Origin of the sequence: Amycolatopsis sp. NPDC006125, from assembly GCF_040614195.1 — a bacterium.
Lineage (GTDB): Bacteria > Actinomycetota > Actinomycetes > Mycobacteriales > Pseudonocardiaceae > Amycolatopsis_E > Amycolatopsis_E tucumanensis.
In genome coordinates this window covers 66,370-91,003 of the sequence record NZ_JBEXTZ010000025.1, presented here as the reverse complement: position 1 = coordinate 91,003, position 24,634 = coordinate 66,370, and the positions used below count along the sequence as shown (strand labels likewise).

The following is a 24,634-nucleotide window of genomic DNA, read 5'->3' as shown; positions in this document are numbered from 1 at the left end:
TCGGTTGCCGAGCCACCGGGTCAAGGCACGCTTTCCCGCCTTGACGCGGTGTCTCGGCAACCGAACACTGAAAGATCGGGTTCGGGAGGGCTCAACCGGGGCGTAGCGAAGCGAAGCCGGCGATTGAGAAACCCGCGTAGCGCCTACTCAAGCATTGACCCCACCATCGACGGTGATCACCGACCCGGTGATGAACGCCCCAGCCGCCCCAGCGACATGCGCAACAGTCGCGGCCAGATCCTCCGGTGACGCGTGCCGCCCAACAGTGGACAGCGCGAGAGAGCTCGCCGCGCGCGGCCCGTCCGCCGGGTTCATGTCCGTGTCGGTCGGCCCCGGCTGAACCACCACCGACGTGATCCCGCGAGGCCCCAGGTCCCGCGCGAACGCCCGGCTCAGCCCCACCACCGCGGCCTTCGACGCCGCGTAGGCGCTCATCCCCGGCCCAGGCACCCGCTCGCCGAGCGTGCTGCCGATCGTGATGACCCGGCCACCGGCCGGCAGGTGCCGCACCGCGGCCTGGGTCGCGACGAACACGGCCCGCACGTTGACGGCCAGCGTCCGGTCGAAGTCGGCGAGGCTCATCTCGTCGACCGTCCCGCGCGGGAAGATCCCGGCGTTGTTGACCAGCACGTCCAGCCCGCCCAGCGCTTCGGCCGCCTGGTCCACCGCCGCGGTCAGTGCCTCGGCGTCAGCGCTGTCGGCCTGCAGCGCCAGCCCCTTCCGGCCGAGGCCCTCGATCGAGGCCACCACCTCGGCCGCCCGCGAGGCGGACTTCTCGTAGGTGACCGCGACGTGCGCCCCGTCCGCCGCCAGCTTCCGGGCGATCGCCGCCCCGATGCCCCTGCTGCCCCCGGTGACGAGTGCGACCTTGCCGTCCAGCGAACCCATGGGTCCTCCATTTCTGTAGTGATCGGCACAGAAGTTAGAGCGACTTCTGTGCCGACCGCTATAGAATGCGAACCATGTCACCACGCGGGCGTCCGAGGACCTTCGACCGGGACGCGGCCCTGGACGAGGCGATGTACGTCTTCTGGGAGCGCGGCTACGAGGGCACGTCGCTGTCCGACCTGACCGCCGCCATGAAGATCGGCTCACCCAGCCTGTACGCGGCCTTCGGCGGGAAGGAGGCGTTGTTCCGGGAGGCGATCGAGCGCTACGGGGAGCGGTTCGGGCAACGGCCGCCGGAGGGGGAGACCGCGCGTGACGCCGTCGAGGCCTGGTTGCGGGAGAGCGCCCGCGGGTACGTCGAGGCGGGTCACCCGCGTGGGTGCATGGTCGTGCTGGCCGCGCTCAACTGCACGGAGCAGAACCGGCCGGTCCGCGAATTCCTCGCGGCCAAACGGCGGAACAACCTGATCGGCGTGGCCGCGCGGTTGCGACGCGCGGTAGCGGAAGGGGACCTGCCCGAAGACGCCGACGTCGAGGGAATCGTCCGGTTCTACGGCACGATTCTGCACGGGATGTCGATTCAGGCGCGAGATGGCGCCGAACTCGCGGACCTGGAAGCGGTCATCGACACGGCGATGACCGTGTGGCCGCGATTTCTGGGAAAAAAGACGGCACCCGGCTGACGGGCGTTCACCCGGGTGCCGTCCGCTTTTTCCGTTCCGGCTACTGGCCGGAAAGGGTCAGCTGCGGTTTCCCGGTGCGGATGATCGTCTCCCGCTCGGCTTCCGACAGCCCGCCCCAGATCCCGTACGGCTCGTGCACCGCGAGCGCGTGCTCCCGGCACAGTTGCAGGACCGGGCAGGACTGGCAGATCGCCTTCGCGCGGGCCTCGCGGCGCGCTCGCGCCGGCCCGCGCTCGCCGTCCGGGTGGAAGAACGCGCCGCTGTCCATCCCCCTGCACGACCCCCGCAGCTGCCAATCCCAGATATCGGCGTTCGGGCCCGGGAGCCTGCGCGTGTCTGCCATCGTGACCGCCCTCCGATTCGGTCGTGCCACCCCTGCTTAGCCGCCCGGCGATTACTCCGAATGGCGCAACGGCGGTAACGTTAGAAGCGCGCCAATAGTTGTTCAAGGGAATCCCGCTGATTCAGCCGTTAGGTTTCCCCCGGATGCGTGAGATCAGGGCCGTAAACAGGGGAAATAACGAAACCGATTCAGGTTGCCCCGTTCGAGTGGTACCGGGATATTGGGTCGGGTGAGCCGTCCCAGGGGTGCCGGTCAGGCCGAGCCGACGATGCCCGTGGCCGCCGTCGCCCGGCGGCTCGGGGTCGCGCCCTCGACACTGCGCACCTGGGACCGCCGTTACGGCCTCGGCCCGAGCAGGCACACCGGCGGCAAGCACCGCCGCTACTGCGCCGCCGACATCGGCCGCCTCGAACTGATGCAGCGCGCGCTGCTGCGCGGTGCCTCGACCGCGGAGGCCGCCCGCTACGCGCTCCAGCAGATGCCGAAGTCGTTCGGCGCCGCCCCGGAGATCGCCGCCCAGCCGCTGCCGCCGCCGGCCGAGCAGGTCAGCGCCGCGCAGAACGGCGCCGCCGCCCGCCGGTTGCGCGCCGCCGCGGTCGCGCTCGACGGCCGCGCGGTGCAGCAGACCCTCGACGACGCGATCGGCAGCGCCGGCGTCCTCGACGCGTGGGAGGGCGTGATCGCCCCGGTCCTCGACGCCTGCGGGGCCGGCTGGCCCGGGACCCCGGCCGGGGTCGAGGTGCAGGCCATGCTGAGCGAGTGCGTGCTGGCCGCCGTCGTGCGCGCGACCCCGGTGCTCGACCACCCGCGCAACCAGCGCCCGGTGCTGCTCAGCCGGGTCCCGGACGAGCAGGACGGCCTGCCGCTGCACGTGCTGGCCGCGGGCCTGGCCGCGCGGCGCATCGGCTCGCAGCTGTTCGGGCTGCCGCTGCCCGGCCCCGCGTTGTCCGCGGCCGTCCGGCGCAGCTCGCCCGCGGCCGTGGTGCTGTGGGCCGACCGCGCGGGCAACGCCGACCCGGAGCTGTTCCCAGAGGTGTCCCGCGGCGGGCTGCGCAGCCGCCTGTTCGCCGCCGGCCCGGGCTGGCGCGCCCCGGAGCTGCCGGATCGCGTCGAACGGCTGTCCGGACTGCGGACGGCGGCTGACCGCATCGAGTACGTCCTGGTAGGGAAGTAACGTGCACGAGATCGAACTCCGACGAGCGGCCTTCGGCGACCGGCCGGCGCCGCCGCCGGACGTGCTCGCCGCCGCGGGCCCGCCCAAGCGGCGCCTGCTCGGCGCGATCGTGCTCGGCGCCCAGGGCCGGTACGCGGCCGCCACCACCCTGCTCGACGGCCTCGCCCGCGACCGGGACCCGGTGGTCGCCGCGCTGGCGCTGGCTACCCTCGCCTCGCACCGCAGGCAGCTCGGCGGCCACGCCGTCGCCCGCGGGCTCGACGGCGCCGCGCTCCGCTGGGCCGCCACGGCCGCAGCGTCTCCCTCGGATCCGGACCCGGACGGCCTGGACGCCCGCGGCGCGCTCGCGGACGCGCTCCTCGGGCTGGCCGCCGACCACCTCGGCACCGGGCGGCTCACCGCCTCGCGGCGCCTCCTGGACCGGGCCGCGGGCGCGGTGGACAGCTGGCGCACCCGGACCCGGCTCGGCTGGGTCACCGCGGAACTCGCGCTCGCCTCGGGTGACGCGCCGGCCGCGGTCGCGCCCGCCGAGGCCGCCCTCGACGAGGCGATGGCTGCCGGGTCGATCCGGCACACCGTCAAGTCCCACCTGGTGCTCGCCGCGGCGCTGGGCACCATCGGGCAGAAGCGAAGAGCCGGGGAGCTCGTCTCGGGCGCGCTCGCGGACGCGGACAAGTACGAACTGTCCTCGCTCAGCTGGCCCGCCGGGCTGATCGCGGCCGATCTGTGGCCCGCCGACGCGGACCGCCACCGATCGCGAACGGCCGCGGTGTTATACGCAGTGTTACTGAGCTCCGACCCCGGAGGGAGGCGGCTGGCGCATGGTTCACCGTGGGTACCGGTCTGACCCCGGGTGTGGGGCTCCCGCCGGCCATACCGACATCCGGGCGAAGAAGTTCCAAAAAAAGCCACCGGATCGTGTCAAGGTACGGCCTCAAGCGTCCGATAGGGGATATGGAATGTCACCCGGCTGCAGGAAGGAACACCCGTGACGACGGTCTTGATCTGCGACGACCGACGCAGTGTCCGCGAAGGGCTCACCCGCGTGATGTCTGCTGTCCCCGGTGTCAGTCGCATCGACTGTGTAGCGCACGGTGACGAGTTGCTGGCCCGGTACTCGCGGCAGCCGGTCGACGTCGTGCTCGTCGGCACCCAGCGCGCGATGCCGGCCGGGGTGGAGGCGACTCGGCGGCTGGTGTCCGCCAACCCTCAGGCCAACGTGATCGTCTTCGGCGCGCCGGACGACGCCGGCAGCATCGCCGCCGCCATCGCCGGCGGGGCCCGCGGCTACCTGCGCTGGGACGCGTCCCGGCCGGAGCTGGTCGCCGCGCTCGCGCACACCCTCGCCAGCACCTCTGTGCCGGCGCCGCGCCAGCCCGCCGACCCCGGCGTGCAGCTCACCGAGCGCGAGCTGCAGGTCCTGCGCGGCATGAGCCAGGGCAAGAGCAACGGCCAGATCGGCCGTGAGCTGTACCTCTCCGAGGACACCGTGAAGACCCACGCCCGCCGGCTGTTCCGCAAGCTCGGCGTGCGGGACCGTGCGCAGGCCGTGGCGCACGGCTTCCGCCGGGGTCTGGTCTCCTGACGCGGACGCGCGGATTCAGCGAGAAATTTTCGTGTTTCCGCGCGCCGCTTCGCTCGATCGCCCCCCTGCGAACCACATCCGTGCGATACTGGGCGGCCTCGGTTCGGCGAGGCCGGCGCGGCTGTAGAGCCGACCACGCATACGCGACACCGGCGTCGCCAGGTACCGTAGGCCTCACCGGTGTGAGCGATGTGGGGATTGCCGCGCCGTTAATTTTGCACGCCTACACGTAACGCTGGGACTGTTGTCTGCGATGGCCAATGTGGGGGACGGGCTGGATGAGCCAGTCGCCGCCGCTGTCGAGGGGGATCCCCAGGCGGTGGAGCGGCTGCTGGCGGCTATCCGTCCCCTGGTGGTGCGGTATTGCCGTGCCCGGGTCGGACGACAGGAGCGGTCGTTCGCCTCGGCAGACGACGTTGCCCAGGAGGTGTGTCTAGCAGTGCTCACGGCGTTGCCTTCGTACCGTGACCAAGGGCGCCCGTTCCTGGCCTTTGTGTACGGCATCGCCCAGCACAAGGTGGCCGACGCGCATCGGGCCGCCGCGCGCAACCGGGCCGAGCCCGTCGCCGAGATCCCCGACGAGATCGAGGGCGACATCGGGCCGGAACAGCGCGCCTTGCAGGGGGAGTTGAACGAGCGCATGGCACAGCTGCTCCGGGTTCTGCCGGACAAGCAGCGGGAGATCGTCGTGCTGCGCGTGGTCGTGGGCCTGTCCGCCGAGGAGACCGCGGAAGCGGTCGGCTCGACGCCAGGCGCAGTCCGCGTCGCGCAGCACCGCGCGCTGGCCCGGCTCCGCAAGGCGCTGGCGTCCGAGGAGGTGGCCTGAGTGACCGATCGCGAAGACGTCAGACGTGAGCTCGACGAGCTCGAGTTCGAGTCGACCCTGAGTTCCTCGCGGGCGGAGTTCGAGGCGGACCTCACCGCGATCCGCGCGGACGACGGTCTGCTGGACTCGCTCGGCGGTTCCGACCCCGGCATCGCCGACGACCTGGGTGACCAGGAACTCAACGCTTTGCTGCTGTCCTGGCGACGGGACATCGACAGCGAGCCGCTCGCCGAGCTCATCGACACCGACACCGCCGTCACCACGATCAAGACGGCCGCGCTGGCCCGCCGCCACGGGCAGCGGGCGCGCCGACGCCGCCTGCTCGTGCCGGTCGCCACGGCCGCGGCCGTTCTCGCCATCGGGTTCACCGGCACCAGCATCGCCGCGCGGGACGCGCAGCCCGGCGACACGCTGTGGGGCCTGACCAAGGTGCTCTACGCCGACCACGCGCGGTCGGTCGAGGCCGCCTCCGCGGCCCGCATCGACCTGCAGCAGGCCAGCATCGCCCTCTCGCAGGGCCGCATCGCCGAGGCGCAGCAGGCGCTCGCCGAGGCCGCCGCGAAGCTGAGCCAGGTCACCGAGGAGGAGAACCTCAGCCAGCTGATGGCGGAGCACCAGCAGCTCGCCTCGATGCTGCCGGACTCGGGCACCACCACGCCGGACTCGCCGACCTCGCTGCCGACCTCGGCCGCGCTGCCGCCGCCGAGCTCGACGAAGTCGCCGTCCTCGTCGACCACGACGAGCCCGCAGCAGACCACGACGCCGACCCCGTCGACGAGCAGCACGACGTCCCCGCCCCCGACGACCGAGAGCAGCACGACGCCGCCCGGCGACGGCACCTCGGGCAACACGGTGCGCTACGACACGCCGGACTCGGGAGCAGGCCAGGCGCCTGCCGGTGTGGACACCGGCACCAGCTCGAACTGATCCGTCTTGTGAGAAGACCCGGCCGGGAGCGGCCGGGTCTTCTTTCGTTTCCGCATCCTGCCCAGGACATGACGAAGGCCCGGCCTCCCGCGGCCGGGCCTTCTCGTGGGAACAGTCAGTAGGCGCTTTCGGTGGTCGTGATCCCGTCCGCGAAACCGCGGCAGTAGTCCCAGCTCACGTAGTCAGCCGGGTTGGGGTCGAAGGCCGGCTCGTGCGGGCGCATCCGCCCGTCCGCGAGCAACTGCTCGAGGCTCGCGCGCAGCAGGTGCCAGTCGTGGAAGTGCGGTTGATCGCACTCACCGCAATCGACCACGATCCCGCGGACTCCGCGGGGCTCCAGCAGCGCCTGGTAGACCGCGAGGTCCGACAGGTCCGCCAGCAACTCGGCGCGCGCCTGCGCGTCCATCGGTTCGGCCAGCTCGTCGTCCCCGATGCCGGCGAGCTCCCGGGCGGGGTCGTCCGGGTCGTCGGCGAACGGGTCGGGGGGCAACACTTCGTGCGGCACGCGTCGCACCGTACCTGCCCGACCGGGTTGCTTGTCCAGGGCCTTTCAGTCCCTCCAAACAGGGGCGAGTTTCCCCGGTCACGTCTGGCCCCAGTCCGGCGGTCGCCGGGACGGGGGCCAGATACCATCGACGGAAGGTTCACCCGCCACTGCCAGGAAGGTCAGCCACCCCCATGACGAGCGAGTTCGCCCCGGAAGACAAGTTCGCGATGCTCGGGTTGACCTTCGACGACGTGCTGCTGCTGCCGGCCGAGTCGGACGTCGTGCCCAGCAACGTCGACACGTCGACCCGGCTGTCCCGCAACATCACCCTGCGCATCCCGCTGGTCTCCGCGGCGATGGACACCGTCACCGAGGCCCGCATGGCCATCAGCATGGCCCGCCAGGGCGGCATGGGCGTCCTGCACCGCAACCTGCCGATCGAGGAGCAGGCCGCGGCGGTCGAGGTCGTCAAGCGGTCCGAGGCGGGCATGGTCACCGACCCGGTCACCTGCTCGCCCGACGACACGCTCGCCGAGGTCGACGCCCTGTGCGCCCGCTTCCGCATCTCCGGCCTCCCGGTCACGGACGCCTCCGGCACGCTGGTGGGCATCATCACCAACCGCGACATGCGGTTCGAGCTGGACCACAGCCGCCCGGTCAGCGAGGTGATGACCAAGGAGAACCTGATCACCGCGCAGGTCGGCGTCACCGCGGACGCGGCGCTCGGCCTGCTCCGCCGCCACAAGATCGAGAAGCTGCCGATCGTCGACGGCGCCGGCAAGCTGCGCGGGCTGATCACGGTCAAGGACTTCGTCAAGACCGAGCAGTACCCGCACGCCACCAAGGACCCGGACGGCCGCTTGGTCGTCGGCGCGGCGGTCGGCGTCGGCGCGGCCGGTCACCAGCGCGCGATGGCGCTCGCCGACGCGGGTGTGGACGTGCTGATGGTCGACACCGCGCACGGCCACTCGCGCGCGGTCATCGACATGGTCGCCACGCTGAAGAAGGAACTGGGCGACACGGTCGACGTCGTCGGCGGGAACGTCGCCACCCGGGCCGGCGCGCAGGCCCTGGTCGACGCGGGCGCGGACGCGGTGAAGGTGGGCGTCGGCCCCGGGTCGATCTGCACCACCCGCATCGTCGCGGGCGTCGGCGTGCCGCAGATCTCCGCGATCTACGAGGCCGACAAGGCGTGCCGCCCGGCCGGTGTGCCGGTGATCGGCGACGGCGGCATCCAGTACTCGGGTGACATCGCCAAGGCCATCACGGCCGGCGCGTCCACCGTGATGCTGGGCAGCCTGCTGGCAGGCACCGCCGAGTCGCCGGGCGACCTGATCCTGGTCAACGGCAAGCAGTTCAAGACCTACCGCGGCATGGGGTCGCTGGGCGCGATGCAGTCGCGGGACGGGCGCAAGTCGTACTCGAAGGACCGCTACTCGCAGGACGACGTGCTGAGCGAGGACAAGCTGGTGCCGGAGGGCATCGAGGGCCGCATCGCGTTCCGCGGGCCGCTGGCCAACGTCGTGCACCAGCTCGTCGGCGGGCTGCGCTCGGGCATGGGCTACGCGGGCGCGGAGACGATCGAGCAGCTGCAGAAGGCGCAGCTGGTGCGGATCACCGCCGCGGGCCTCAAGGAGAGCCACCCGCACGACGTCACGATGACGGTCGAGGCGCCCAACTACACCTCTCGGTGACCCCCTGCGCGCGGGTCACACCGATGGCCTAGCGACAATGGGCCGTCAACTACTGGCGGCGAGAAGGGACCTGACGTGCGCGATCTGGTCGAGATCGGCATGGGACGCACCGCGCGGCGGGCGTACGACCTCGATGACGTGGAGATCGTCCCGTCCCGGCGGACCCGGTCGTCGGCGATCGTGTCCACCGCGTGGCAGATCGACGCCTACCGGTTCGACATCCCGCTGGTCACCCACCCGACGGACGCGGTGGTGTCGCCGGACACGGCCGTGGAGATCGGCAAGCTGGGCGGGCTGGGCGTGCTGAACGCCGAGGGCCTGTGGGCTCGGCACGCCAACGCCGAGCAGGCGCTGCTCCGCGTGGTGGACGCCGCGAAGGACGAGGACCGCACCGCGCTGGTCCGCACCCTGCAGGAGCTGCACTCCGCGCCGGTGCAGCCGGAGCTGCTGACCGAGGCGATCCGCCGGGTGCGCGAGTCGGGCGTGACCGTCGCGGCGCGGGTGAGCCCGCAGCGCGCGGCAGAGCTGACGCCGCACCTGATCGCGGCCGGGGTCGAGATCCTGGTCGTGCAGGGCACGATCATCTCCGCGGAGCACGTCGCGCACGACGACGCCGACCCGCTGGACCTCAAGGACTTCATCGGTGGCCTGGACGTGCCGGTGATCGCCGGTGGCGTGTCCGACTACCGCACCGCGATGCACCTGATGCGCACGGGCGCGGCGGGCGTGATCGTCGGCCACGGCTACACCCCGGGTGTGACGAGCACCGACCGCGTGCTGGGCATCGGCGTGCCGATGGCGACGGCGATCATCGACGCGGCGGCCGCCCGGCGCGACTACCTCGACGAGACCGGCGGCCGGTACGTGCACGTGCTGGCGGACGGCGGGATGACCAGCTCGGGCGACATCGCGAAGGCGATCGCGTGCGGCGCCGACGCCGTGGTGGTGGGCGCCCCGCTGGCCGCGGCGTCCGAGGCGCCCGGCCACGGCCTGTACTGGACCGCGGCGGCGGCGCACCCGAACCTGCCGCGCTCGCGGGTCGCCGCCGGGCCGGACATCGAGGTGGACTTGAAGACGCTGTTGTTCGGCCCGTCGTCCGACGCCGAGGGCTCGATCAACCTGTTCGGAGCCCTCCGCAGGGCGATGGCCAAGACGGGCTACTCGGACCTCAAGGAGTTCCAGCGGGTAGGCCTCTCGGTGCGCGGCTGACGCTCGCTGGTCCGGCGCCCGCCTGCCGCGGCCCCGCCACGCTGGGCCGCGGCACTACATGCGGGGTGGAGCCGGGTGGGTCTCTTGGTGCGCGGCCGACGCTGCTGGCTCGGCGCCCGCCTGCCGCGGTCCCGCCACGCTGGGCCGCGGCACTACATGCGGGGTGGAGCCGGGTGGGTCTCTCGGTGCGTGGCTGACGCTGCTGGCTCGGCGCCCGCCTGCCGCCGCCCCGCCACGCTGGGCTGCGGCACTACATGCGGGGTGGAGCCGGGTGGGTCTCTTGGTGCGCGGCTGACGCTGCTGGCTCGGCGCCCGCCTGCCGCGGCCCCGCTACCGCTGAAAAGGCGCGGCGGGCCGCGGGGCTGCATGCGGGATGGAACGGGTTCGCCTCGGCGCGGGCCTGGCACCACGCGTCGCGGGCGTTTCGCGCCGGAGCTCGGTGCGGCTGCTGGCGGCTCGGCTCCCGCATGCCGCGGCCCGGTGCGGCAGAGGAGACACCGCGGGCCTCGGCACTGCATGCGGGGTGGAGCGGGTTCTCCGCGGTGCGCCTGAGGCTGTGCGTCGCGGTGTTTGCCGGTCCGGCCGCTGGTTCGGCCCGCGCGTGCCGCTGCCCGCTGCCGCTGGGAAGGCTCGGCGAACCGGGCGCGGGTCAGGGTCGCGTCAGCGTGCCCTCCACGAGCGTCGTCTGGCCGGTCACGTACTCGCTCCACACGCCTGCCGCCACTTCGGACCCCGGCTTCGCGTAGCTCTGCACGAAGCTGTGTCCGTTGTGGACCGCGCCGAACGTCACGGCGAACGCCGACGTGCTCGGCCGGTCCTGCGGCGGCGTGTCGTTCGGCGGCACGATCTCGTTCAGCCCCCAGCCGTAGTCCTCGCGGTAGTCGCCCACCACGCGCTCCAGCGTGTTCTCCAGGATGGCCCCGCTGACCGGGATGTGGATCAGCACGCCACGCCTGCCGTGGTCGAACGTCGTGTTGAACACCAGCACCTCGCCCGCCCCGCCGCGGTAGAACTCCGCCCGCCCGGAGCCGACCTGGGAACCGTCCGGGCAGGCCGCCGCGCCCTGGGTCTCGATCACCGACCGGTCGCACGTCGGGAACAGGTGCGGGTTGAAGCGCACCGACCGGTCGAACAGGAACACGAACTCGCGCGGGGCGGCCGGCTCCACGCCGGTCGTCGTCGAGCGCTGGGCGTCGAACGTGATCGTCACGCCGAACCGCGAACCGCCGTCCGGGGCGTACACCACCGTGCCGGTGTCGACGTTCACCGGCCCGGCCACGTCGGGCTCGTACGGCCGCTGCGGGCCGTAGGGCGTGGGGTGCGGGTGGGTTTCGGCCGCCGCGGCCGGGGCGATGGTGAACGCGAGGGCGGCGGCGGCCAGTCCGGTGAGCAGGCGTGCACGCATGATCGGTTCCTCCCAGTCTGTCTGTTTTCGACGTGTCTCGAATAGTCCTCCGGAGCAGTAGAGTCTTCGTTAAATGTCGAAGAGAGCTGAGAGCACCTTCAGGAGGACGAGACCGTGCCACTCGGCCGCTGGTCCGGCATCGCGCACCCGGAGCTCGACGAGATCACCGTCGACGACGTGCTGCACGCGCTCGCCGACCCCACCCGGCGGGCGATCATCCGCCTGCTCCAAGCCGAGGGCGACCGCCCCTGCGGCACCTTCGGCCTGCCGGTCGCCGCTTCGACGCTCAGCCACCACTTCCGGGCACTGCGCAAGGGCGGCCTGATCCGCCAGTACGACGAGGGCAGGCAGCGCATGAACACGCTGCGCACCGCCGAGCTGGAGAAGAAGTTCCCCGGGCTCGTGGACGCGGTGCTCGCCAACGCCGAGTGAGTCAGCCCCGCAACTCCGCGCACGGCGCCACCACCGCGAACAGCAGCGGCTCGCCGGGCGGCGGCACCGGCGCGACGACGATCGTGACCTCGTCGGGGCCGGGGACGATCGGCACGGCGTAGCGGCCGTCCTCCTCGGCCACCAGCGGAACCGGCTGCGGGGGACGGACGGGCGCCGCACAGGCAGCCCGCGCCTCCGCCACCGAAGCACGCCACGACGGACCGCCCGTGCGCACGCTCGGAGCCGCCCAGTCGCTCAGCACCTGCACGCCGAGGAACACCGCGACCGCCCCGCCGACGACCGTCCGCGGCCGCAGCCGGTCCAGCAGCGCCGCCACCGCGACCCACAACAACAGCAGCGGCACGATCGTGTAGCGCGACCCGTTCAGCGAGAACTCCGCGCGCTCCAGGAACCCGCCCGTGCCGCGCAACCCGACCGGCACCACCAGGTACGCCACCGAGCACACCAGACCGACCGCCGCGACCTGCCGCGCCACCCGATCGGCGCGCCACAGCAGCACACCCGCCACCACCGCCGCCACCGCACCGACGACAGCGACCAGCACCAGCCCGGCCCACTGGTACACCGGGCCCAGCAACCGGTCCCCGGTCAGCGCGCTCACCAGCACCCGCAGCCCGTAGATCGACGGCAGCTCGCCCAGCACCGTCTCGCTCGCCCGGTACCCGGCCGCGCGGGTCAGGTGCACCCAGCCCTGCACGGCCAGCGCCACCAGCATCACCGCGGGCGCGACGCACGCGAGCAGCCGCCGCGGCGACCGCACGATCCCGACGATCGCGGCCGGCAGCACGAGCGCGGTCAGCGGATCGGACAGCGCCGCGAGCGCCACCACCGCCGCCGAACCCACCTGCCCGGCCACCGACCGCGGTGGCGCGAGCAGCACCCAGAACGCCGCGTAGGCCAGGTACCAGTGCAGGTCGTTGACCGCCGCGTTCACCTCGAACCCGGCCTGCGGCAGCAGCGGCACGATCGCCGTCACCAGCACCCGTGCCCACGCCGACCGCAGAATCCGTCCACTGTGGAACCACACCAGCAGCGAGATCGACGCGACCACCAGCGCCGCTCCCGTGGCCAGCGCGACCGCCGCCCACGCCAGCGGCAGCGCCGCGACCGGCTCCACCACCAGCTTCGCGACCACCTGCAGGTACCCGGCGTGCGGCGTGACCAGGTTGTGCCACAAGGAATGCCGCATCGCCTGGTTCAGGAAGACACCGCCGTCCTCCGCCCACACCACGTCGTAGGCACGCAGCCCGGGCCCCCGCATGAGCTGCAGCCAGGTCGCCGCCAGCACCCAGGCCACGCTCGCCGCGACCGTCGCGGTGCGGGTCCGGTTCACTGGCGTCGCAGGACGCGGTCGGCCAGCGTCGCGGGACGCTCGTCGAGCTGCGCCCGCAGCCGTTCGTTCTGCCTGCGCAGCTCGTCGGCCTCGGCACGCAGGTCCGCGGCCTCCGTCGCGAGCCGGTCGAGCTCACGCCGCTGGCCGGCGATCGTCTCCGCCATCGCGTCCGCGTTCTCCGCGTGCGCCACCGCGTCGAACTGCAGCTGCAGCAACCGGGTGTAGAGGGCGATGCGGTTGTTCTCCAAGGTGTAGAGGAGCCGCGAGTCGCGGTACGGCCGCAGCGCGTCGAGCAGCGCCTCGTCCCGGGTCACCACGCCGACGCCGAAGATCGCCGGGATGATCGCGAGCTGCCAGCTCTCGGTCAGCGCGTCCTCGACCGCGGTGAGCACGCCGTTGCGTTCGCCGCCCGCCTCCTGCGCGCACGTGAACGCCCCGAGGCCGACGAAACCGGCTCGGGTCAGCTCGTCGTGCCACACGGTCGGACCCTCCGAACTGGACGGATGCCGGTCCTCGGGGCGCAGCCGGGACGGCAGGTAGTACTGGTCCCGCCGCGAGCACGGCCACAGCACGTCGTGCAGCACCGTGACCGCGTCCGGCGCGTTCGCCAGCACCCAGGCCAGCTCGGCGCGCACGGTCGCGTAGTTGTGGTCGCCGTCCAGGACGTAGAGGTCCGCCACGGGGAGGTCGGGTAGCACGTCCGGCGAGCGTTCCTCGACCAGGTGCAGCGCCGGGTTCCCGGCGATCGCCGCGCGCAGCGATTCGGTCGGGGCCGGGTCGACGCAGTACACCGCGCGTGCGCCGAGTTCGGTGTAGATGCCGCTGACCTGCCCGGACTCGACGCCGACCTCGACCACCGTGGAGATCGGGCGGTGCGCGTAGACGACCTCGAAGACCTCCCGGAAGCAGGACAGCGAGTGCAGCAGCAGGGGCGTCTGGCGGGCCGCGCGTGCTTGGGCGTGCGGGTCGGTGCGGGTGCCGTAGTCGTTCACTTGCCGCTCCGCAGCTGCCGCACGGCGATGCGCGCCGCCGACGTGGCCAGGCCGACCGGTCCGTGCGTGCGGATCTCCTCACGCACCCGGCTGCGCATCCGGGTCAGCCGGGGCGCTGACGGCGGGTGGGCGCCGAGCCCGGTCCGGGACTTCGGCAGCACCGCGAAGGCGATCGTCACCTGCCCGGACGTCACCGGCGCGCCGAAGCGGGCGGCGACCGGGAACCACACCGCGCCCTCGTCTGCCTCGAACTCGAACAGGGTGCCGCCCAGCCACCGGCACGCGGCGTGGATCAGCCCGGCGAAGTCGGCGGGGTGTTCCCAGCGCTCGACCCGCGGCACGCTCTGACCGGGCACGATCGCCTTGACCTCGACCCAGTCGATCCGCACCAGCGCGGGCCGCCCCGGCACCGCGAGAGCCACGTCGGTGACGTCGGCGGAGCGGAAGTCCAGGCGTGCGAACGAAAGCCCGTTGTGGTTGATCCGCACCCGGCGGCGCGGGCCGTCGTGCCATTCGCCGTCGCCGGTGCGGAAGCTCAGCCGGGTCTCGGCCGGATCGTCGGACGGCTCGAACAGGTCCGCGTCCACCTGTCTTTCCGCCAGCGCGCGGGCGCCCGCGGCCAGCCGGGTGTCCGAGGCCGCGAGCAGCGCGGGCCAGAACGCGTCGCGCATCTCCAGATCGGCCAGGTCGGCGGGGGAGAGGTAGGGGATCGCGGGCAGCAGGTCCTCCGGCACGACCCGGGTGATCAGCGCGGACCCGAAGTTGTCCTCGTGCGCCCAGTTGCCGAACACCGCGGCTTCGGCGGCCGTCGGCGCCTTCAGCGCGGACACCAGGATGTTCGCCAGCCGGTGCCGCGCGGTGCCGGTCAGGTCCGGCCAGCCGCCGTCGGCGTAGCGGTACCACTGGGCCTGGAACTCGCGGATGCCGTCCTGGACCGCGCGCCGCTGCGCCAGCTGGGCCTCGCCGTCGGAGGCCGGGCCGAGCACGGGGGAGCCGTCGTCGGCGAAGTCCAGCAGCGAGCCGCAGAAGTCGTTGACCGACTGCTCCAGCACCTCGGGGCTGCGGCTGATGGTCCGGGCGATCTCGGGCGGCTGCCCGCCCTGGCTGAGGTAGCTCTCGATGCGCAGCCCGGCCCGGTACACGCGCACCGACCGGTCGTCGGTGGCGAGGTAGAAGCCGGCCGGGCGGACGCCGGCGCCGGCCACGTCGAGCAGCCTGCCCAGGTAGTACTGGATGGTCCCGCCCCAGCCCAGGTCGACCAGCGCGGGCTCGGGCACGTCGAGCATCCCGGCCCGGCGCAGCTCGCCCAGCACGCGCTCGCGGATGCGGGTGACCGTGACGGCCAGCCGGTTGCGCAGGTGGGCGGTTTCGGTGAGCACGTCGGTGACCAGGTCGATCTCCCGGTCGTTGTCCAGGACCGTGTCCAGCGCCTCGGCCAGCGGCGGCACGTCACCGGGGCGCAGGTGCAGGGCCTGCATCAGCTGGCGGACGGTGAGGCCGTGGCGCTGCTGGATGAACTGCCGCAGCGAGTCCGGGTCGGCCGGGTCGAGCGCGGCCAGCGAGGTGACGTGCCGGGACAGCCAGACCGGCCGCGCCTCGACGTTCCAGCCGCGGGCCTGCGCGGCGTTGTTGATCAGCGCGGAGAGCAGGGTGCCCTCGCGCATCGGGCACCACAGCACCGGGATCCCGGACTGGTGGGCGCGCAACGCGACCCACTCGGCGAACCCGGTCAGCACGGGGCCGAGCACCGACGCGCCGTACCGCCAGGCCGTGCGGACCGGGGTCTGGGCCGCCTGGTCCACCCGCTGGAGCGTCTTCGCGCGCAGGCTGGTGATGCCGTAGTCGCCCTGGTCGGTGTCGAGGTGCTCGCCGAGCGGGTCCTCCAGACCGAGCGGCTCGCGCTCCCGCTCCAGCACCGCGAGGAACTCCTCGTCGAGCCGCTCGTAGTAGACGGTCCGGACGCCCAGCTCCCGCGGCACCTCGATGTCGGCGACCGCGTTGTCCCCGATGTGCACGACCTGCTCGGGGTGCACGCCGAGGTTGTCCAGGACGATCTCCCACAACCCGGACGCCTTGTCGAGCCCGTGCTGGTGCGAGCGGAAGATCCGGGCCTCGCGCAGCGCGCCCAGCCCCGGCCGGTCGAGCAGCTCGGCCAGGTGTTCCTCGGTGAAGTAGGTGTCCGACACCAGCACGGTCGGCACGTGGTGCTTCGCGGCCAGTTCGACCAGCTCGGCGATGTCCAGGTCGGGCACCGTGAAGTCGCGCTCGCAGGTCACCTCGGCGCGGACCAGCTCGGGCAGCTCGGCGCCGAAGATCCGCAGCGGCATGTGCTGCCAGATGTCGAACAGCGACACCTCGGTGCCCAGCGCCTCCTCGCTCCGGCGCGCCCGCTGTTCGGCGACGATCCGCATGCGCCGGAACGCGGCGGGCGTGACCCAGTCCGGGCACCGGCCGTCCCGCACGAGCCGCGCCCCCAGCACGGCGAACACGTCGGTGGGCCTGGGCGTGCGCCGCCACAGGATGGTGTCGAAGACATCCAGCGACAGCACCGCGCAGGAGCCGTCGGTGATCAGCCGGCGGACCCGGGCGAGCGAAGGCGGCAACGACAAGTCATCTCCCCAGATGTGTGATGTGATTTACAACGATAATCACTCCGATGGGGGAAATACGTTACGCGCGGCGAAGAGGTTGCCCGAACTGATCGGTAACTTACTACTGGTCAGAACCCTGTGGTGGTGGTTACGCTTTACCTGTGACCACGCGTAACAGCAATGCGGCTGACTATGACGTCATCGTGGTCGGATCGGGGTTCGGCGGCAGCGTCGCCGCGCTCCGGCTGACCGAAAAGGGCTACCGGGTGGCCGTCGTCGAGGCGGGCCGCCGGTTCGCCGACGACGAGTTCGCCAAGACGTCCTGGGACCTCAAGCGCTACCTGTGGGCGCCCGCGCTCGGCTGCTTCGGCATCCAGCGGATCCACCTGCTCCGCGACGTGATGATCCTGGCCGGCGCGGGTGTCGGCGGCGGGTCGCTGGTGTACGCCAACACGCTGTACCGGCCGCTCAAGCCGTTCTACCAGGACAAGCAGTGGGCGCACATCACCGACTGGGAGTCCGAGCTCGCGCCGTACTACGACCAGGCGAGCCGGATGCTCGGGGTGGTCACGAACCCGAGCGTCACGCCGTCGGACGAGGTCATCCAGAAGGTCGCCGCCGACATGGGCGTCGCCGACAGCTACCACCCGACGCCGGTCGGAGTGTTCTTCGACAAGCCGGGCGAGCGCGTGCCGGACCCGTACTTCGGCGGGGCCGGGCCGGAGCGGACGGGCTGCACCGAATGCGGCTCGTGCATGACCGGCTGCCGCGTCGGCGCGAAGAACACGCTGGTCAAGAACTACCTCTACCTCGCCGAACAGGGCGGCGCGCAGGTCATCCCGCTCACCACGGTCACCGCGGTCCGCCCGCGCGGGGACGGCTCGTTCGAGGTCGACGTCCGCAAGACCGGCACCAGGTCGAAGCGGTTCCGCACCACGCTCACCGCGGGCCAGGTCGTGCTCGCCGCGGGCACCTGGGGCACGCAGCGGCTGCTGCACGAGATGCGCGACCAGGGCACGCTGCCCCGCCTGTCGCCGCGGCTGGGCGAGCTGACCCGCACCAACTCCGAGGCCATCATCGGCGCGGGCCGCCCCACCGTGGACCCGGAGCGGGACTTCAGCCGCGGCGTGGCGATCACGTCGTCGTTCCACCCCGACGAGTCGACGCACATCGAGCCGGTGCGCTACGGCAAGGGCAGCAACGCGATGAGCCTGCTGCAGACGATCGCGACCGACGGGTCGGTGCCGACGCCGCGCTGGCTGCAGGCGGTGCGGTTCCTGGTCAAGCACCCGGTGCAGAGCGCGAAGCTGCTCAACGGCTACCGGTGGAGCGAGCGGACCGTGATCCTGCTGGTGATGCAGAGCCTGGACAACTCGATCACCACCTACACCAGGCGGGGCCTGTTCGGGCGGCGCAAGTACACGTCCAAGCAGGGGCACGGCGAGCCGAACCCGACCTTCATCCCGGCCGGGCACCAGGCCAACGAGCTGACAGCGAAGCACATCGACGGCACCGCGGGCGGCACCTGGGGCGAGGTGTTCGACATCCCGCTCACCGCGCACTTCATCGGCGGCGCGCCGATCGGCACCAGCGCCGAGGACGGCGTGATCGACCCGTACCACCGCGTGTTCGGCTACCCCGGACTGTCCATCGTGGACGGCACGGCGATCACGGCGAACCTGGGCGTGAACCCGTCGCTGACCATCACCGCCCAGGCCGAGCGGGCGTTTTCGTTCTGGCCCAACAAGGGCGAGGCCGACAAGCGGCCGGACCAGTCGAAGGGCTACCGGCGGATCAAGCCGGTCCCGCCGAAGAACCCGGCGGTCCCGGCCGACGCGCCGGCCGCCCTCCGACTGCCGCTGGTGTCTACAGGTCGATCCCGGCGAACACGGTGACCCGCTCCTCGGTGAGGTCGTGCATGGCGGCGAGCACGCCTTCGCGGCCCACCCCGGAGCCCTTCACACCGCCGTAGGGCATCTGGTCCGCGCGGTAGGACGGCACGTCGCCGATGATCACGCCGCCGACCTCGAGCTCGGCGGAGGCGCGGAACGCGAGGCGGACGTCGCGGGTGAAGACGCCGGCCTGCAGCCCGTAGGCGGAGGCGTTGACCGCGGCGAACGCCTCGTCGGCGTTCTCGACCACGGACACGGCGAGAACCGGGCCGAAGATCTCCTCGGACCACGCCTTCGTCTCCGCGGGCACGCTGGTGAGCAGCGTCGGTTCGACGGTCGCGCCCTGGCGCGAGCCGCCTGCCAGCAGCTTCGCGCCCGCGGCGACGGCCTCGTCGACCCAGGCGACGATCCGCTCCGCGGCCGCCTCGTCGACGACCGGGCCGACGTCCACGGTGGAGTCGTACGGGTCGCCGGTCCGCTGCGCGGCGATGGCTTCGGCGAGCGCGGGGATGAACTCGTCGGCCACCGAGCGCTCGACGATGACGCGCTGCACCGCGATGCACGACTGGCCGGCCTGGTAGTTGCCGAAGGTCGCGATGCGCTGCGCGGCGCCGGTCAGGTCCGTCCAGTCGCCGAGCACGACCGCGGCCGCGTTGCCGCCCAGCTCCAGGACGACGTGCTTGCGTGGCGCGGCGTCGGCCAGCGACCAGCCGACCGGGCCGGAGCCGGTGAACGACACGACCGGCAGGCGCGGGTCGGCGACCAGTTTCGCGGTGTCCTCGTTGCCGAGCGGGAGGACCGAGAACGCGCCTTCCGGGAGGTCGGTCTCGGCCAGGATCTCGCCGAGGACCAGCGCGGACAGCGGGGTGCGCGGGGCGGGCTTGACGATGATCGGCGCGCCGACGGCCAGCGCGGGGGCGACCTTGTGGGCGACGAGGTTGAGCGGGAAGTTGAACGGCGCGATGCCGAGGACCGGGCCGCGGGGCACACGGCGGACCATGGCGAGGCGGTTCTCGCCGGCGGCGTCGGTGTCCAGGCGCTGGAGGTCGCCGGAGAAGCGGCGGGCCTCCTCGGCGGCGATGCGGAAGACCGAGACCGCGCGGCGCACCTCGGCTTCCGCCCACTTCAGGGGTTTGCCGTTCTCGGCGGTGATGAGTTCGGCGAGCTCCTCGGCGCGCGCGGCGAGTTGCCTGGAGGTGTGATCGAGGGCGGCGGCCCGGACGTGGGCCGGTGTCCGGCGAAGCGACGGCGCGACGGCGACCGCGGCGGCCACCGCACGCTCGACCTGATCCGGCCCCGGCACGGCGACGGTCGCCACGTCGCTGCCGTCGAAGGGGTGGTGCACGTCCAGGGTGGCCGTCCCCTGCTCCGCCCGGCCGGCGATCCAAGCCGGCCGCGGTTCCGGCGTGATGGTGTCCATGCCGACAAACTTAGAGCGCCGCACGAAACGTGGTTTCACGTTCCACGCGCGCCGCGAGCATCGCCCCGATCGGGTGATCTCAGCAGGACGGGTTCTCCAGGCTGGGCCGGACGACCCAGTTGATCTCCCAGAGCCAGAAGCCCCAGGTGAGCAAGGCCGCCCCGGCGAGGGCGGCCACCAGGGCGAGGCTTCGGGACGTCCATCGCCGGGTGACCCACACGAGGATCGAGTAGGCCGCGGCGGAGTAGCCAGCGAACAGGATCAGCTTCGGAACCATGATGATCAGGAGGCCCATCCCCGCTGAGGGTTCGAGGTGGTCGGCGCCGCAAGCGGTGAGGTACCAGCCCACGGCCTGTTCGCTCGCCAGGAGCCAGGCGATCCCGAGGGCGATGTGCAGCGTCCCCCAGGCCAGCCCACCCAGGCACCCCCGCAGGACGGACCGGAGGTCACTCTCGGCGGGGTCGGCCACGCCCCAAGATCGTGTGCGGCGAGCGGTGCGTTACGGAATACGCGGCGCACCACCCCTGTTGTACGAGCTGGTCGGTGCGGTCCGTGTCCCCCGGGCCTCACCTACATCGCCGTCAGGGAACACCGGTGCGAGCCGGAGCCCTGTTCGGACCTTTCGCCGAGAGGCGACCGCCGTGCCGGCCATCCAGCTTTCCCCGCGGTTCGCAGGGGGAGCGGGGCGGGAATTCCGCAGTGCCTGCCCGTGTTGTAGCGAGTGGTCGGTGCGGTCCGTGTCCCCCGGGCCTCACCAATATCGCCGTCAGGGAACACCGGTGCGAGCCGGAGCCCTGTTCGGACCTTTCGCCGAGAGGCGACCGCCGTGCCGGCCACCCACACGTCAGACAGGCCCCGGGCCACGCGTCCGGGGCCTTCGTCGTTACCACGTCCCCGGGCGCACGTGACCCAGCCCACCTGGGACGATGGAAGACACACGTCGTCCTGATGGAGGTCCGGTGTCCAATCCGAGCGGTCCGGTGCTCGTCGTCGACTTCGGCGCGCAGTACGCGCAGCTGATCGCCCGCCGTGTCCGCGAGGCGCAGGTCTACTCCGAGGTGGTGCCGCACACCGCCACGCGCGACGAGATCCTCGCGAAGAACCCCTCGGCGATCGTCCTGTCCGGCGGCCCCGCCAGCGCCTACTCGCCGGACGCGCCGGGCATGGACCCCGAGCTCGCCAAGTCCGGCGTCCCGATCTTCGGCATCTGCTACGGCTTCCAGGTCCTCGCCCAGGCGCTCGGCGGCACCGTCGAGGCCACCGGCAACCGCGAGTACGGCCGCACCGAGGTGCACATACCGGCCGACGGCGGCATCCTGCACCGCGAGCTGCCCGAGCGGCACCAGGTGTGGATGAGCCACGGCGACAGCGTCACCAAGCCGCCGGCCGGCGCGAAGGTCACCGCGACCTCCGAGGGCGCCCCCGTCGCCGCCTACGAGAACGTCGACGACCGCATCGCCGGCGTCCAGTACCACCCCGAGGTGCTGCACTCGCCGCACGGCCAGGAGGTCCTGCGCCGCTTCCTGCACGACATCGCGGGCATCAAGCCGCAGTGGACCACCGCCTCGATCGTCGAGGAGCAGATCGCCCGCATCCGCGAGCAGATCGGCGAGGACGGCCGCGCGATCTGCGGCTTGTCCGGCGGGGTCGACTCCGCCGTCGCCGCCGCGCTGGTCCAGCGCGCCATCGGTGACCGGCTCACCTGCGTCTTCGTCGACCACGGCCTGCTGCGCCGCGGCGAACGCGCCCAGGTCGAGCGCGACTTCGTCGCCGCCACCGGAGTGAACCTGGTGACCGTCGACGCCCGCGAGCGCTTCCTCGGCGCCCTGGCCGGCGTCACCGACCCGGAGCAGAAGCGCAAGATCATCGGCCGCGAGTTCATCCGCGTGTTCGAGCAGGCCGAGCGCGACCTCAAGGCGCAGGGCGACTACCGCTTCCTCGTCCAGGGCACCCTGTACCCGGACGTCGTCGAGTCCGGCGGCGGCACCGGCGCGGCCAACATCAAGAGCCACCACAACGTCGGCGGCCTGCCGGACGACCTGCAGTTCGAGCTGGTCGAGCCGCTGCGGCTGCTGTTCAAGGACGAGGTCCGCCGCGTGGGCCTGGAGCTGGGCCTGCCGGAGACGATCGTGCACCGGCAGCCGTTCCCCGGCCCCGGCCTCGGCATCCGGATCATCGGCGAGGTCACCGCGGACCGGCTGGAGACGCTGCGCGCCGCCGACGCGATCGCCCGCGAGGAGCTGACCGCGGCCGGCCTGGACCGCGACATCTGGCAGTGCCCGGTGGTGCTGCTCGCGGACGTCCGCAGCGTCGGCGTCCAGGGCGACGGCCGCACCTACGGCCACCCCGTGGTGCTGCGCCCGGTGTCCAGCGAGGACGCCATGACGGCCGACTGGACCCGCCTGCCCTACGACGTGCTGGAGCGCATCTCCACCCGCATCACCAACGAGGTCGCCGAGGTCAACCGGGTCGTGCTGGACGTGACCAGCAAGCCGCCGGGCACCATCGAGTGGGAGTGATCCGGGACTGACCTGGGGGCGGCGTGTCGCTGGCCGGCATCGCGTTGATCGTCGTGGCGGTGTTCCTGTTCCGCCGCGCGCGCAAGGCGGGCGCGCAGATCCGGGCCATGACCGCTACGCCCACCCTCACGGTCGCGCAACTGGAGCAGATGCGGCGGATGGTCCCGCGGCCTCGACCCGAGGGCGGGAAACGGTTGCCGAAGGGCAGGCGCCGTCGAGCTTCGTGCTCGTCGATCCGCAGCGCCGCCCGATCGAGCTGGTCGCGGACGGCGCCCGGCCGGAGGCCGTGGAAAAGCCGGTCGATTCCTACCAGACCGATTTCCGGGCCGAGACGGTCGAGTTCCTCGGCCTCCAGTGGCCGCGGGGCCGGGGCACCCTCGGCTTCCACTACGAGGAGTGGATCGTCCGGCCCGGCACCTGGCTCTACGTCCTCGGTGAAGCGCGTGACGTGACTGGCTCGCTGGTCATCGGGAAGCCGGAGGACGGCAGCGATTTCATCATCGCCGCGAAACCGGAGGGCGAGCTGCGTGCGGGCCGGGGCCGTCGCCACCGCGTGCTCGGAGCCGCCGCCTGCGCGCTGGTCCTGGTCGGCCTCGCCCTGATCGTGACCGAATTCTGGATCATGGCCTGAAAAAAGGGAGCCGCGGACACCTCCGCGGCTCCCTCTGGCCTGGCAACTCCCGGCGTCAGTCCCGCCGGCCTCCCCGCATCGACGCGCCCAGCATCAGCACCCCGACGAGCACCGCGCCGCCTGCGAGCACCCACTTCAGGTCGAAGGAGGGCAGCCACGAGGCGCCGTCGGACAGGACGTAGGCCGACACCAGCAGCGTCGCGATGCCGAGGATCAGCGTGACGACGTCCACCCCGCGCCGCCGCTCCGGCGGCGCCGGCGTCTCCGTGTCGTGGGCGTAGGGGTTCTCAGCCACGGCGCACCTCCAAGCTCCCGACGCCCTGGTCGGCCTTCAGCGTCAGCTGCAGCCCGCCCGGACCGTCGATCCCGTAGTCCACCCCGGTGATCGGGGCGATCCCGACCCCGTTGGTCTCGCGGCCGAAGCAGCTCACGTCACCGGCCTGCGACTCGCAGGAGTACGTGACGTCCGCCGTCGCCGGCACGCGGATCGTCGTGTCGCCCGCGCCGAGGTGCACCTCGGTCGTCACCGGCACGTCCGCGGGCAGCCTGGTCAGGTCCAGGTCCATCGTCCCGGCCGTGCGCTGGTAGCTCGGCAGCACCTCGGCCGCGCTCGTCGGCGTGGCCCGCAGGTCGCCCAGCCCGCCGGAGTAGTCGGCGACGGGGACCGTGGTGAGCGCGACGCCCGCGATCGACAGCGGCACCGCCAGCACGGCCAGCTTGCGGCCGCCACCGGCGAACGCACCGGCCACCATCCCGACGCCCAGCACCCCGAGCACCAGCCCGATGACGTGCTGCGGCGAGAACCACGCCTCACCGGACGAACCGATGGCCGCGCCGATCCCGGCGACCAGCAGCGCGATGCCGAAGGTCGCGACACCGATCTTGCTCGTCCGCCGCGGCGCGCGCGGCGGTGGCGGCGGGGCCGGGGCCGGAGGCGGAACCGGGTCCGGCAGGTCCCACGCCATCGGGTCCGCGCCCAGCGGGTCCCACCCGGACTCGGCCCGCTCGGTGGTGCCCGGCGCGCTCATCGAGAACGCGGCGGGTCCGACCTCGGTGGCCACGCGGGTCACCGGCACCGGCCGGTTGACGTGCCCGCGGCCGCGGTGCAGCAGGTACAGCGCGGTGACCATCATCGCCGCGCCGATGATGCCGCCCCCGTCGAACCAGCCGCCGGCGAACGCCCAGCTGGACAGCGGGAAGAACAGGATGGCCAGCACGATCGTCATGTGCTTGGACATCGAGCTGCGGCCCTGGCCGAACAGCGACTCGATGGGCGACACCTCGTCGCCCTCGGCCGGGAACAGCAGCCAGCACAGCAGGTACAGCGAAGCGCCGACGCCGCCGAACACGGTCGCCGTCACGAACGCCACCCGCACGATCACCGGGTCGATGCCGTACCGGTTGCCGATGGCCGCCGCGACGCCGCCGATCTTGCCGCCCTTGGCGGGACGGCGCGGCCGGCTGGCCCAGAAGTCCTTCACGGTCTCCTCGAAACCGCCCAGGCCTTGCGGTTTCGGAGCCTCTGCCGTGTCGTTCATGGTGCCCAGCATGCGGCAGCGTGCCCGCGTGCACATCGGGGAAC

The 24,634-nt window shown here is 72.4% G+C and carries 23 protein-coding genes; 12 read left to right on the top strand and 11 right to left on the bottom strand.

What is annotated here, in order from left to right; all coding sequences use genetic code 11:
- Positions 1 to 147: 147 nt before the first annotated feature.
- Positions 148 to 888, bottom strand: coding sequence for an SDR family NAD(P)-dependent oxidoreductase (locus tag ABZ193_RS15505; protein ID WP_020420032.1), 741 nt, complete (start codon positions 886 to 888; stop codon positions 148 to 150).
- A 74-nt stretch (positions 889 to 962) separates the two neighbouring features.
- Here ABZ193_RS15505 and ABZ193_RS15500 point away from each other — a divergent pair, with 74 nt between their 5' ends.
- Positions 963 to 1,571 (top strand): TetR/AcrR family transcriptional regulator, encoded by a 609-nt coding sequence (locus ABZ193_RS15500; protein WP_027936168.1) that lies wholly within the window; start codon positions 963 to 965, stop codon positions 1,569 to 1,571.
- A 40-nt stretch (positions 1,572 to 1,611) separates the two neighbouring features.
- Here the strand turns inward: ABZ193_RS15500 and ABZ193_RS15495 are convergent, their stop codons facing one another.
- A complete protein-coding gene (locus ABZ193_RS15495; protein WP_017986683.1) occupies positions 1,612 to 1,914 on the bottom strand; it encodes a WhiB family transcriptional regulator in 303 nt (100 codons plus the stop codon).
- Between the two features lie 274 nt (positions 1,915 to 2,188).
- Between ABZ193_RS15495 and ABZ193_RS15490 the strand changes: the two genes are divergently transcribed.
- From ABZ193_RS15490 to ABZ193_RS15470, 5 genes are all read left to right on the top strand, one after another.
- Positions 2,189 to 3,088, top strand: coding sequence for a MerR family transcriptional regulator (locus ABZ193_RS15490; protein WP_020420035.1), 900 nt, complete (start codon positions 2,189 to 2,191; stop codon positions 3,086 to 3,088).
- Between the two features lies 1 nt (position 3,089).
- Positions 3,090 to 3,935 (top strand): hypothetical protein, encoded by an 846-nt coding sequence (locus tag ABZ193_RS15485; protein WP_354710270.1) that lies wholly within the window; start codon positions 3,090 to 3,092, stop codon positions 3,933 to 3,935.
- Between the two features lie 141 nt (positions 3,936 to 4,076).
- Positions 4,077 to 4,673, top strand: coding sequence for a response regulator transcription factor (locus ABZ193_RS15480; RefSeq protein WP_017986686.1), 597 nt, complete (start codon positions 4,077 to 4,079; stop codon positions 4,671 to 4,673).
- A gap of 253 nt (positions 4,674 to 4,926) precedes the next feature.
- Positions 4,927 to 5,499: a sigma-70 family RNA polymerase sigma factor gene (locus ABZ193_RS15475; protein ID WP_026153775.1), complete on the top strand. Its 573-nt coding sequence runs from the start codon at positions 4,927 to 4,929 to the stop codon at positions 5,497 to 5,499.
- Entirely contained in the window at positions 5,500 to 6,426 is a 927-nt protein-coding gene (locus tag ABZ193_RS15470; protein ID WP_354710269.1) for an anti-sigma-D factor RsdA, read from the top strand.
- A 115-nt stretch (positions 6,427 to 6,541) separates the two neighbouring features.
- On the opposite strand, the gene ABZ193_RS15465 is transcribed toward ABZ193_RS15470, so the two are convergent.
- Complete coding sequence (locus ABZ193_RS15465; RefSeq protein ID WP_017986689.1) at positions 6,542 to 6,931, bottom strand: DUF5319 domain-containing protein; 390 nt, start codon at positions 6,929 to 6,931, stop codon at positions 6,542 to 6,544.
- 173 nt (positions 6,932 to 7,104) lie between these two features.
- Between ABZ193_RS15465 and guaB the strand changes: the two genes are divergently transcribed.
- Both guaB and ABZ193_RS15455 read left to right on the top strand, forming a co-directional pair.
- Positions 7,105 to 8,607, top strand: coding sequence for an IMP dehydrogenase (gene guaB, locus ABZ193_RS15460; protein ID WP_020420040.1), 1,503 nt, complete (start codon positions 7,105 to 7,107; stop codon positions 8,605 to 8,607).
- A gap of 75 nt (positions 8,608 to 8,682) precedes the next feature.
- Entirely contained in the window at positions 8,683 to 9,816 is a 1,134-nt protein-coding gene (locus ABZ193_RS15455; protein ID WP_020420041.1) for a GuaB3 family IMP dehydrogenase-related protein, read from the top strand.
- A gap of 649 nt (positions 9,817 to 10,465) precedes the next feature.
- Here ABZ193_RS15455 and ABZ193_RS15450 read toward each other — a convergent pair.
- On the bottom strand, positions 10,466 to 11,221 hold the full coding sequence (locus ABZ193_RS15450) for a hypothetical protein (protein WP_354710268.1): 756 nt from the start codon (positions 11,219 to 11,221) through the stop codon (positions 10,466 to 10,468).
- A gap of 114 nt (positions 11,222 to 11,335) precedes the next feature.
- Here ABZ193_RS15450 and ABZ193_RS15445 point away from each other — a divergent pair, with 114 nt between their 5' ends.
- Positions 11,336 to 11,653 carry a helix-turn-helix domain-containing protein gene (locus tag ABZ193_RS15445; RefSeq protein ID WP_354710266.1) on the top strand — a complete coding sequence of 106 codons (318 nt, stop codon included), beginning with the start codon at positions 11,336 to 11,338 and terminating at the stop codon, positions 11,651 to 11,653.
- Between the two features lies 1 nt (position 11,654).
- Here the strand turns inward: ABZ193_RS15445 and ABZ193_RS15440 are convergent, their stop codons facing one another.
- From ABZ193_RS15440 to ABZ193_RS15430, 3 genes are read right to left on the bottom strand one after another with little or no spacing between them, the layout of a single operon-like run.
- Positions 11,655 to 13,007, bottom strand: coding sequence for a glucosyltransferase (locus ABZ193_RS15440; protein ID WP_354710265.1), 1,353 nt, complete (start codon positions 13,005 to 13,007; stop codon positions 11,655 to 11,657).
- Positions 13,004 to 13,999, bottom strand: coding sequence for a class I SAM-dependent methyltransferase (locus ABZ193_RS15435; RefSeq protein WP_354710263.1), 996 nt, complete (start codon positions 13,997 to 13,999; stop codon positions 13,004 to 13,006). The genes ABZ193_RS15440 and ABZ193_RS15435 overlap by 4 nt, the downstream gene beginning before the upstream one ends.
- On the bottom strand, positions 13,996 to 16,608 hold the full coding sequence (locus ABZ193_RS15430; protein ID WP_354710261.1) for an HAD family hydrolase: 2,613 nt from the start codon (positions 16,606 to 16,608) through the stop codon (positions 13,996 to 13,998). The genes ABZ193_RS15435 and ABZ193_RS15430 overlap by 4 nt, the downstream gene beginning before the upstream one ends.
- Before the next feature lie 143 nt (positions 16,609 to 16,751).
- Here ABZ193_RS15430 and ABZ193_RS15425 point away from each other — a divergent pair, with 143 nt between their 5' ends.
- The gene (locus ABZ193_RS15425) at positions 16,752 to 18,485 is read left to right on the top strand and encodes a GMC family oxidoreductase (protein ID WP_354710260.1); all 1,734 of its coding nucleotides are present in this window, start codon (positions 16,752 to 16,754) and stop codon (positions 18,483 to 18,485) included.
- On the opposite strand, the gene ABZ193_RS15420 is transcribed toward ABZ193_RS15425, so the two are convergent.
- Together ABZ193_RS15420 and ABZ193_RS15415 are read right to left on the bottom strand one after the other, a co-directional pair.
- Positions 18,457 to 19,902 (bottom strand): aldehyde dehydrogenase family protein, encoded by a 1,446-nt coding sequence (locus ABZ193_RS15420; protein ID WP_354710259.1) that lies wholly within the window; start codon positions 19,900 to 19,902, stop codon positions 18,457 to 18,459. The two genes, ABZ193_RS15425 and ABZ193_RS15420, sit on opposite strands and share 29 nt — an antisense overlap.
- A 79-nt stretch (positions 19,903 to 19,981) precedes the next feature.
- Positions 19,982 to 20,371 carry a hypothetical protein gene (locus tag ABZ193_RS15415; RefSeq protein ID WP_354710257.1) on the bottom strand — a complete coding sequence of 130 codons (390 nt, stop codon included), beginning with the start codon at positions 20,369 to 20,371 and terminating at the stop codon, positions 19,982 to 19,984.
- 490 nt (positions 20,372 to 20,861) lie between these two features.
- On the opposite strand from ABZ193_RS15415, the gene guaA reads away from it, so the two are divergent.
- Together guaA and ABZ193_RS15405 are read left to right on the top strand one after the other, a co-directional pair.
- On the top strand, positions 20,862 to 22,421 hold the full coding sequence (gene guaA, locus ABZ193_RS15410; protein ID WP_020420050.1) for a glutamine-hydrolyzing GMP synthase: 1,560 nt from the start codon (positions 20,862 to 20,864) through the stop codon (positions 22,419 to 22,421).
- 7 nt (positions 22,422 to 22,428) lie between these two features.
- Positions 22,429 to 23,052 carry a GIDE domain-containing protein gene (locus ABZ193_RS15405; protein ID WP_354710276.1) on the top strand — a complete coding sequence of 208 codons (624 nt, stop codon included), beginning with the start codon at positions 22,429 to 22,431 and terminating at the stop codon, positions 23,050 to 23,052.
- 55 nt (positions 23,053 to 23,107) lie between these two features.
- Here the strand turns inward: ABZ193_RS15405 and ABZ193_RS15400 are convergent, their stop codons facing one another.
- Entirely contained in the window at positions 23,108 to 23,347 is a 240-nt protein-coding gene (locus ABZ193_RS15400) for a hypothetical protein (protein WP_020420052.1), read from the bottom strand.
- Complete coding sequence (locus ABZ193_RS15395; RefSeq protein ID WP_020420053.1) at positions 23,340 to 24,602, bottom strand: PspC domain-containing protein; 1,263 nt, start codon at positions 24,600 to 24,602, stop codon at positions 23,340 to 23,342. The genes ABZ193_RS15400 and ABZ193_RS15395 overlap by 8 nt, the downstream gene beginning before the upstream one ends.
- Between the last annotated feature and the right edge of the window lie 32 nt (positions 24,603 to 24,634).

Coding starts and splice junctions, on each gene's coding strand:
- ABZ193_RS15505 (WP_020420032.1), bottom strand. CDS start 888: ATGGGTTCGCTGGACGGCAAGGTCGCACTCGTCACCGGGGGCAGCAGG.
- ABZ193_RS15500 (WP_027936168.1), top strand. CDS start 963: ATGTCACCACGCGGGCGTCCGAGGACCTTCGACCGGGACGCGGCCCTG.
- ABZ193_RS15495 (WP_017986683.1), bottom strand. CDS start 1,914: ATGGCAGACACGCGCAGGCTCCCGGGCCCGAACGCCGATATCTGGGAT.
- ABZ193_RS15475 (WP_026153775.1), top strand. CDS start 4,927: ATGGCCAATGTGGGGGACGGGCTGGATGAGCCAGTCGCCGCCGCTGTC.
- guaB (WP_020420040.1), top strand. CDS start 7,105: ATGACGAGCGAGTTCGCCCCGGAAGACAAGTTCGCGATGCTCGGGTTG.
- ABZ193_RS15450 (WP_354710268.1), bottom strand. CDS start 11,221: ATGCGTGCACGCCTGCTCACCGGACTGGCCGCCGCCGCCCTCGCGTTC.
- ABZ193_RS15420 (WP_354710259.1), bottom strand. CDS start 19,902: ATGGACACCATCACGCCGGAACCGCGGCCGGCTTGGATCGCCGGCCGG.
- ABZ193_RS15395 (WP_020420053.1), bottom strand. CDS start 24,602: ATGCTGGGCACCATGAACGACACGGCAGAGGCTCCGAAACCGCAAGGC.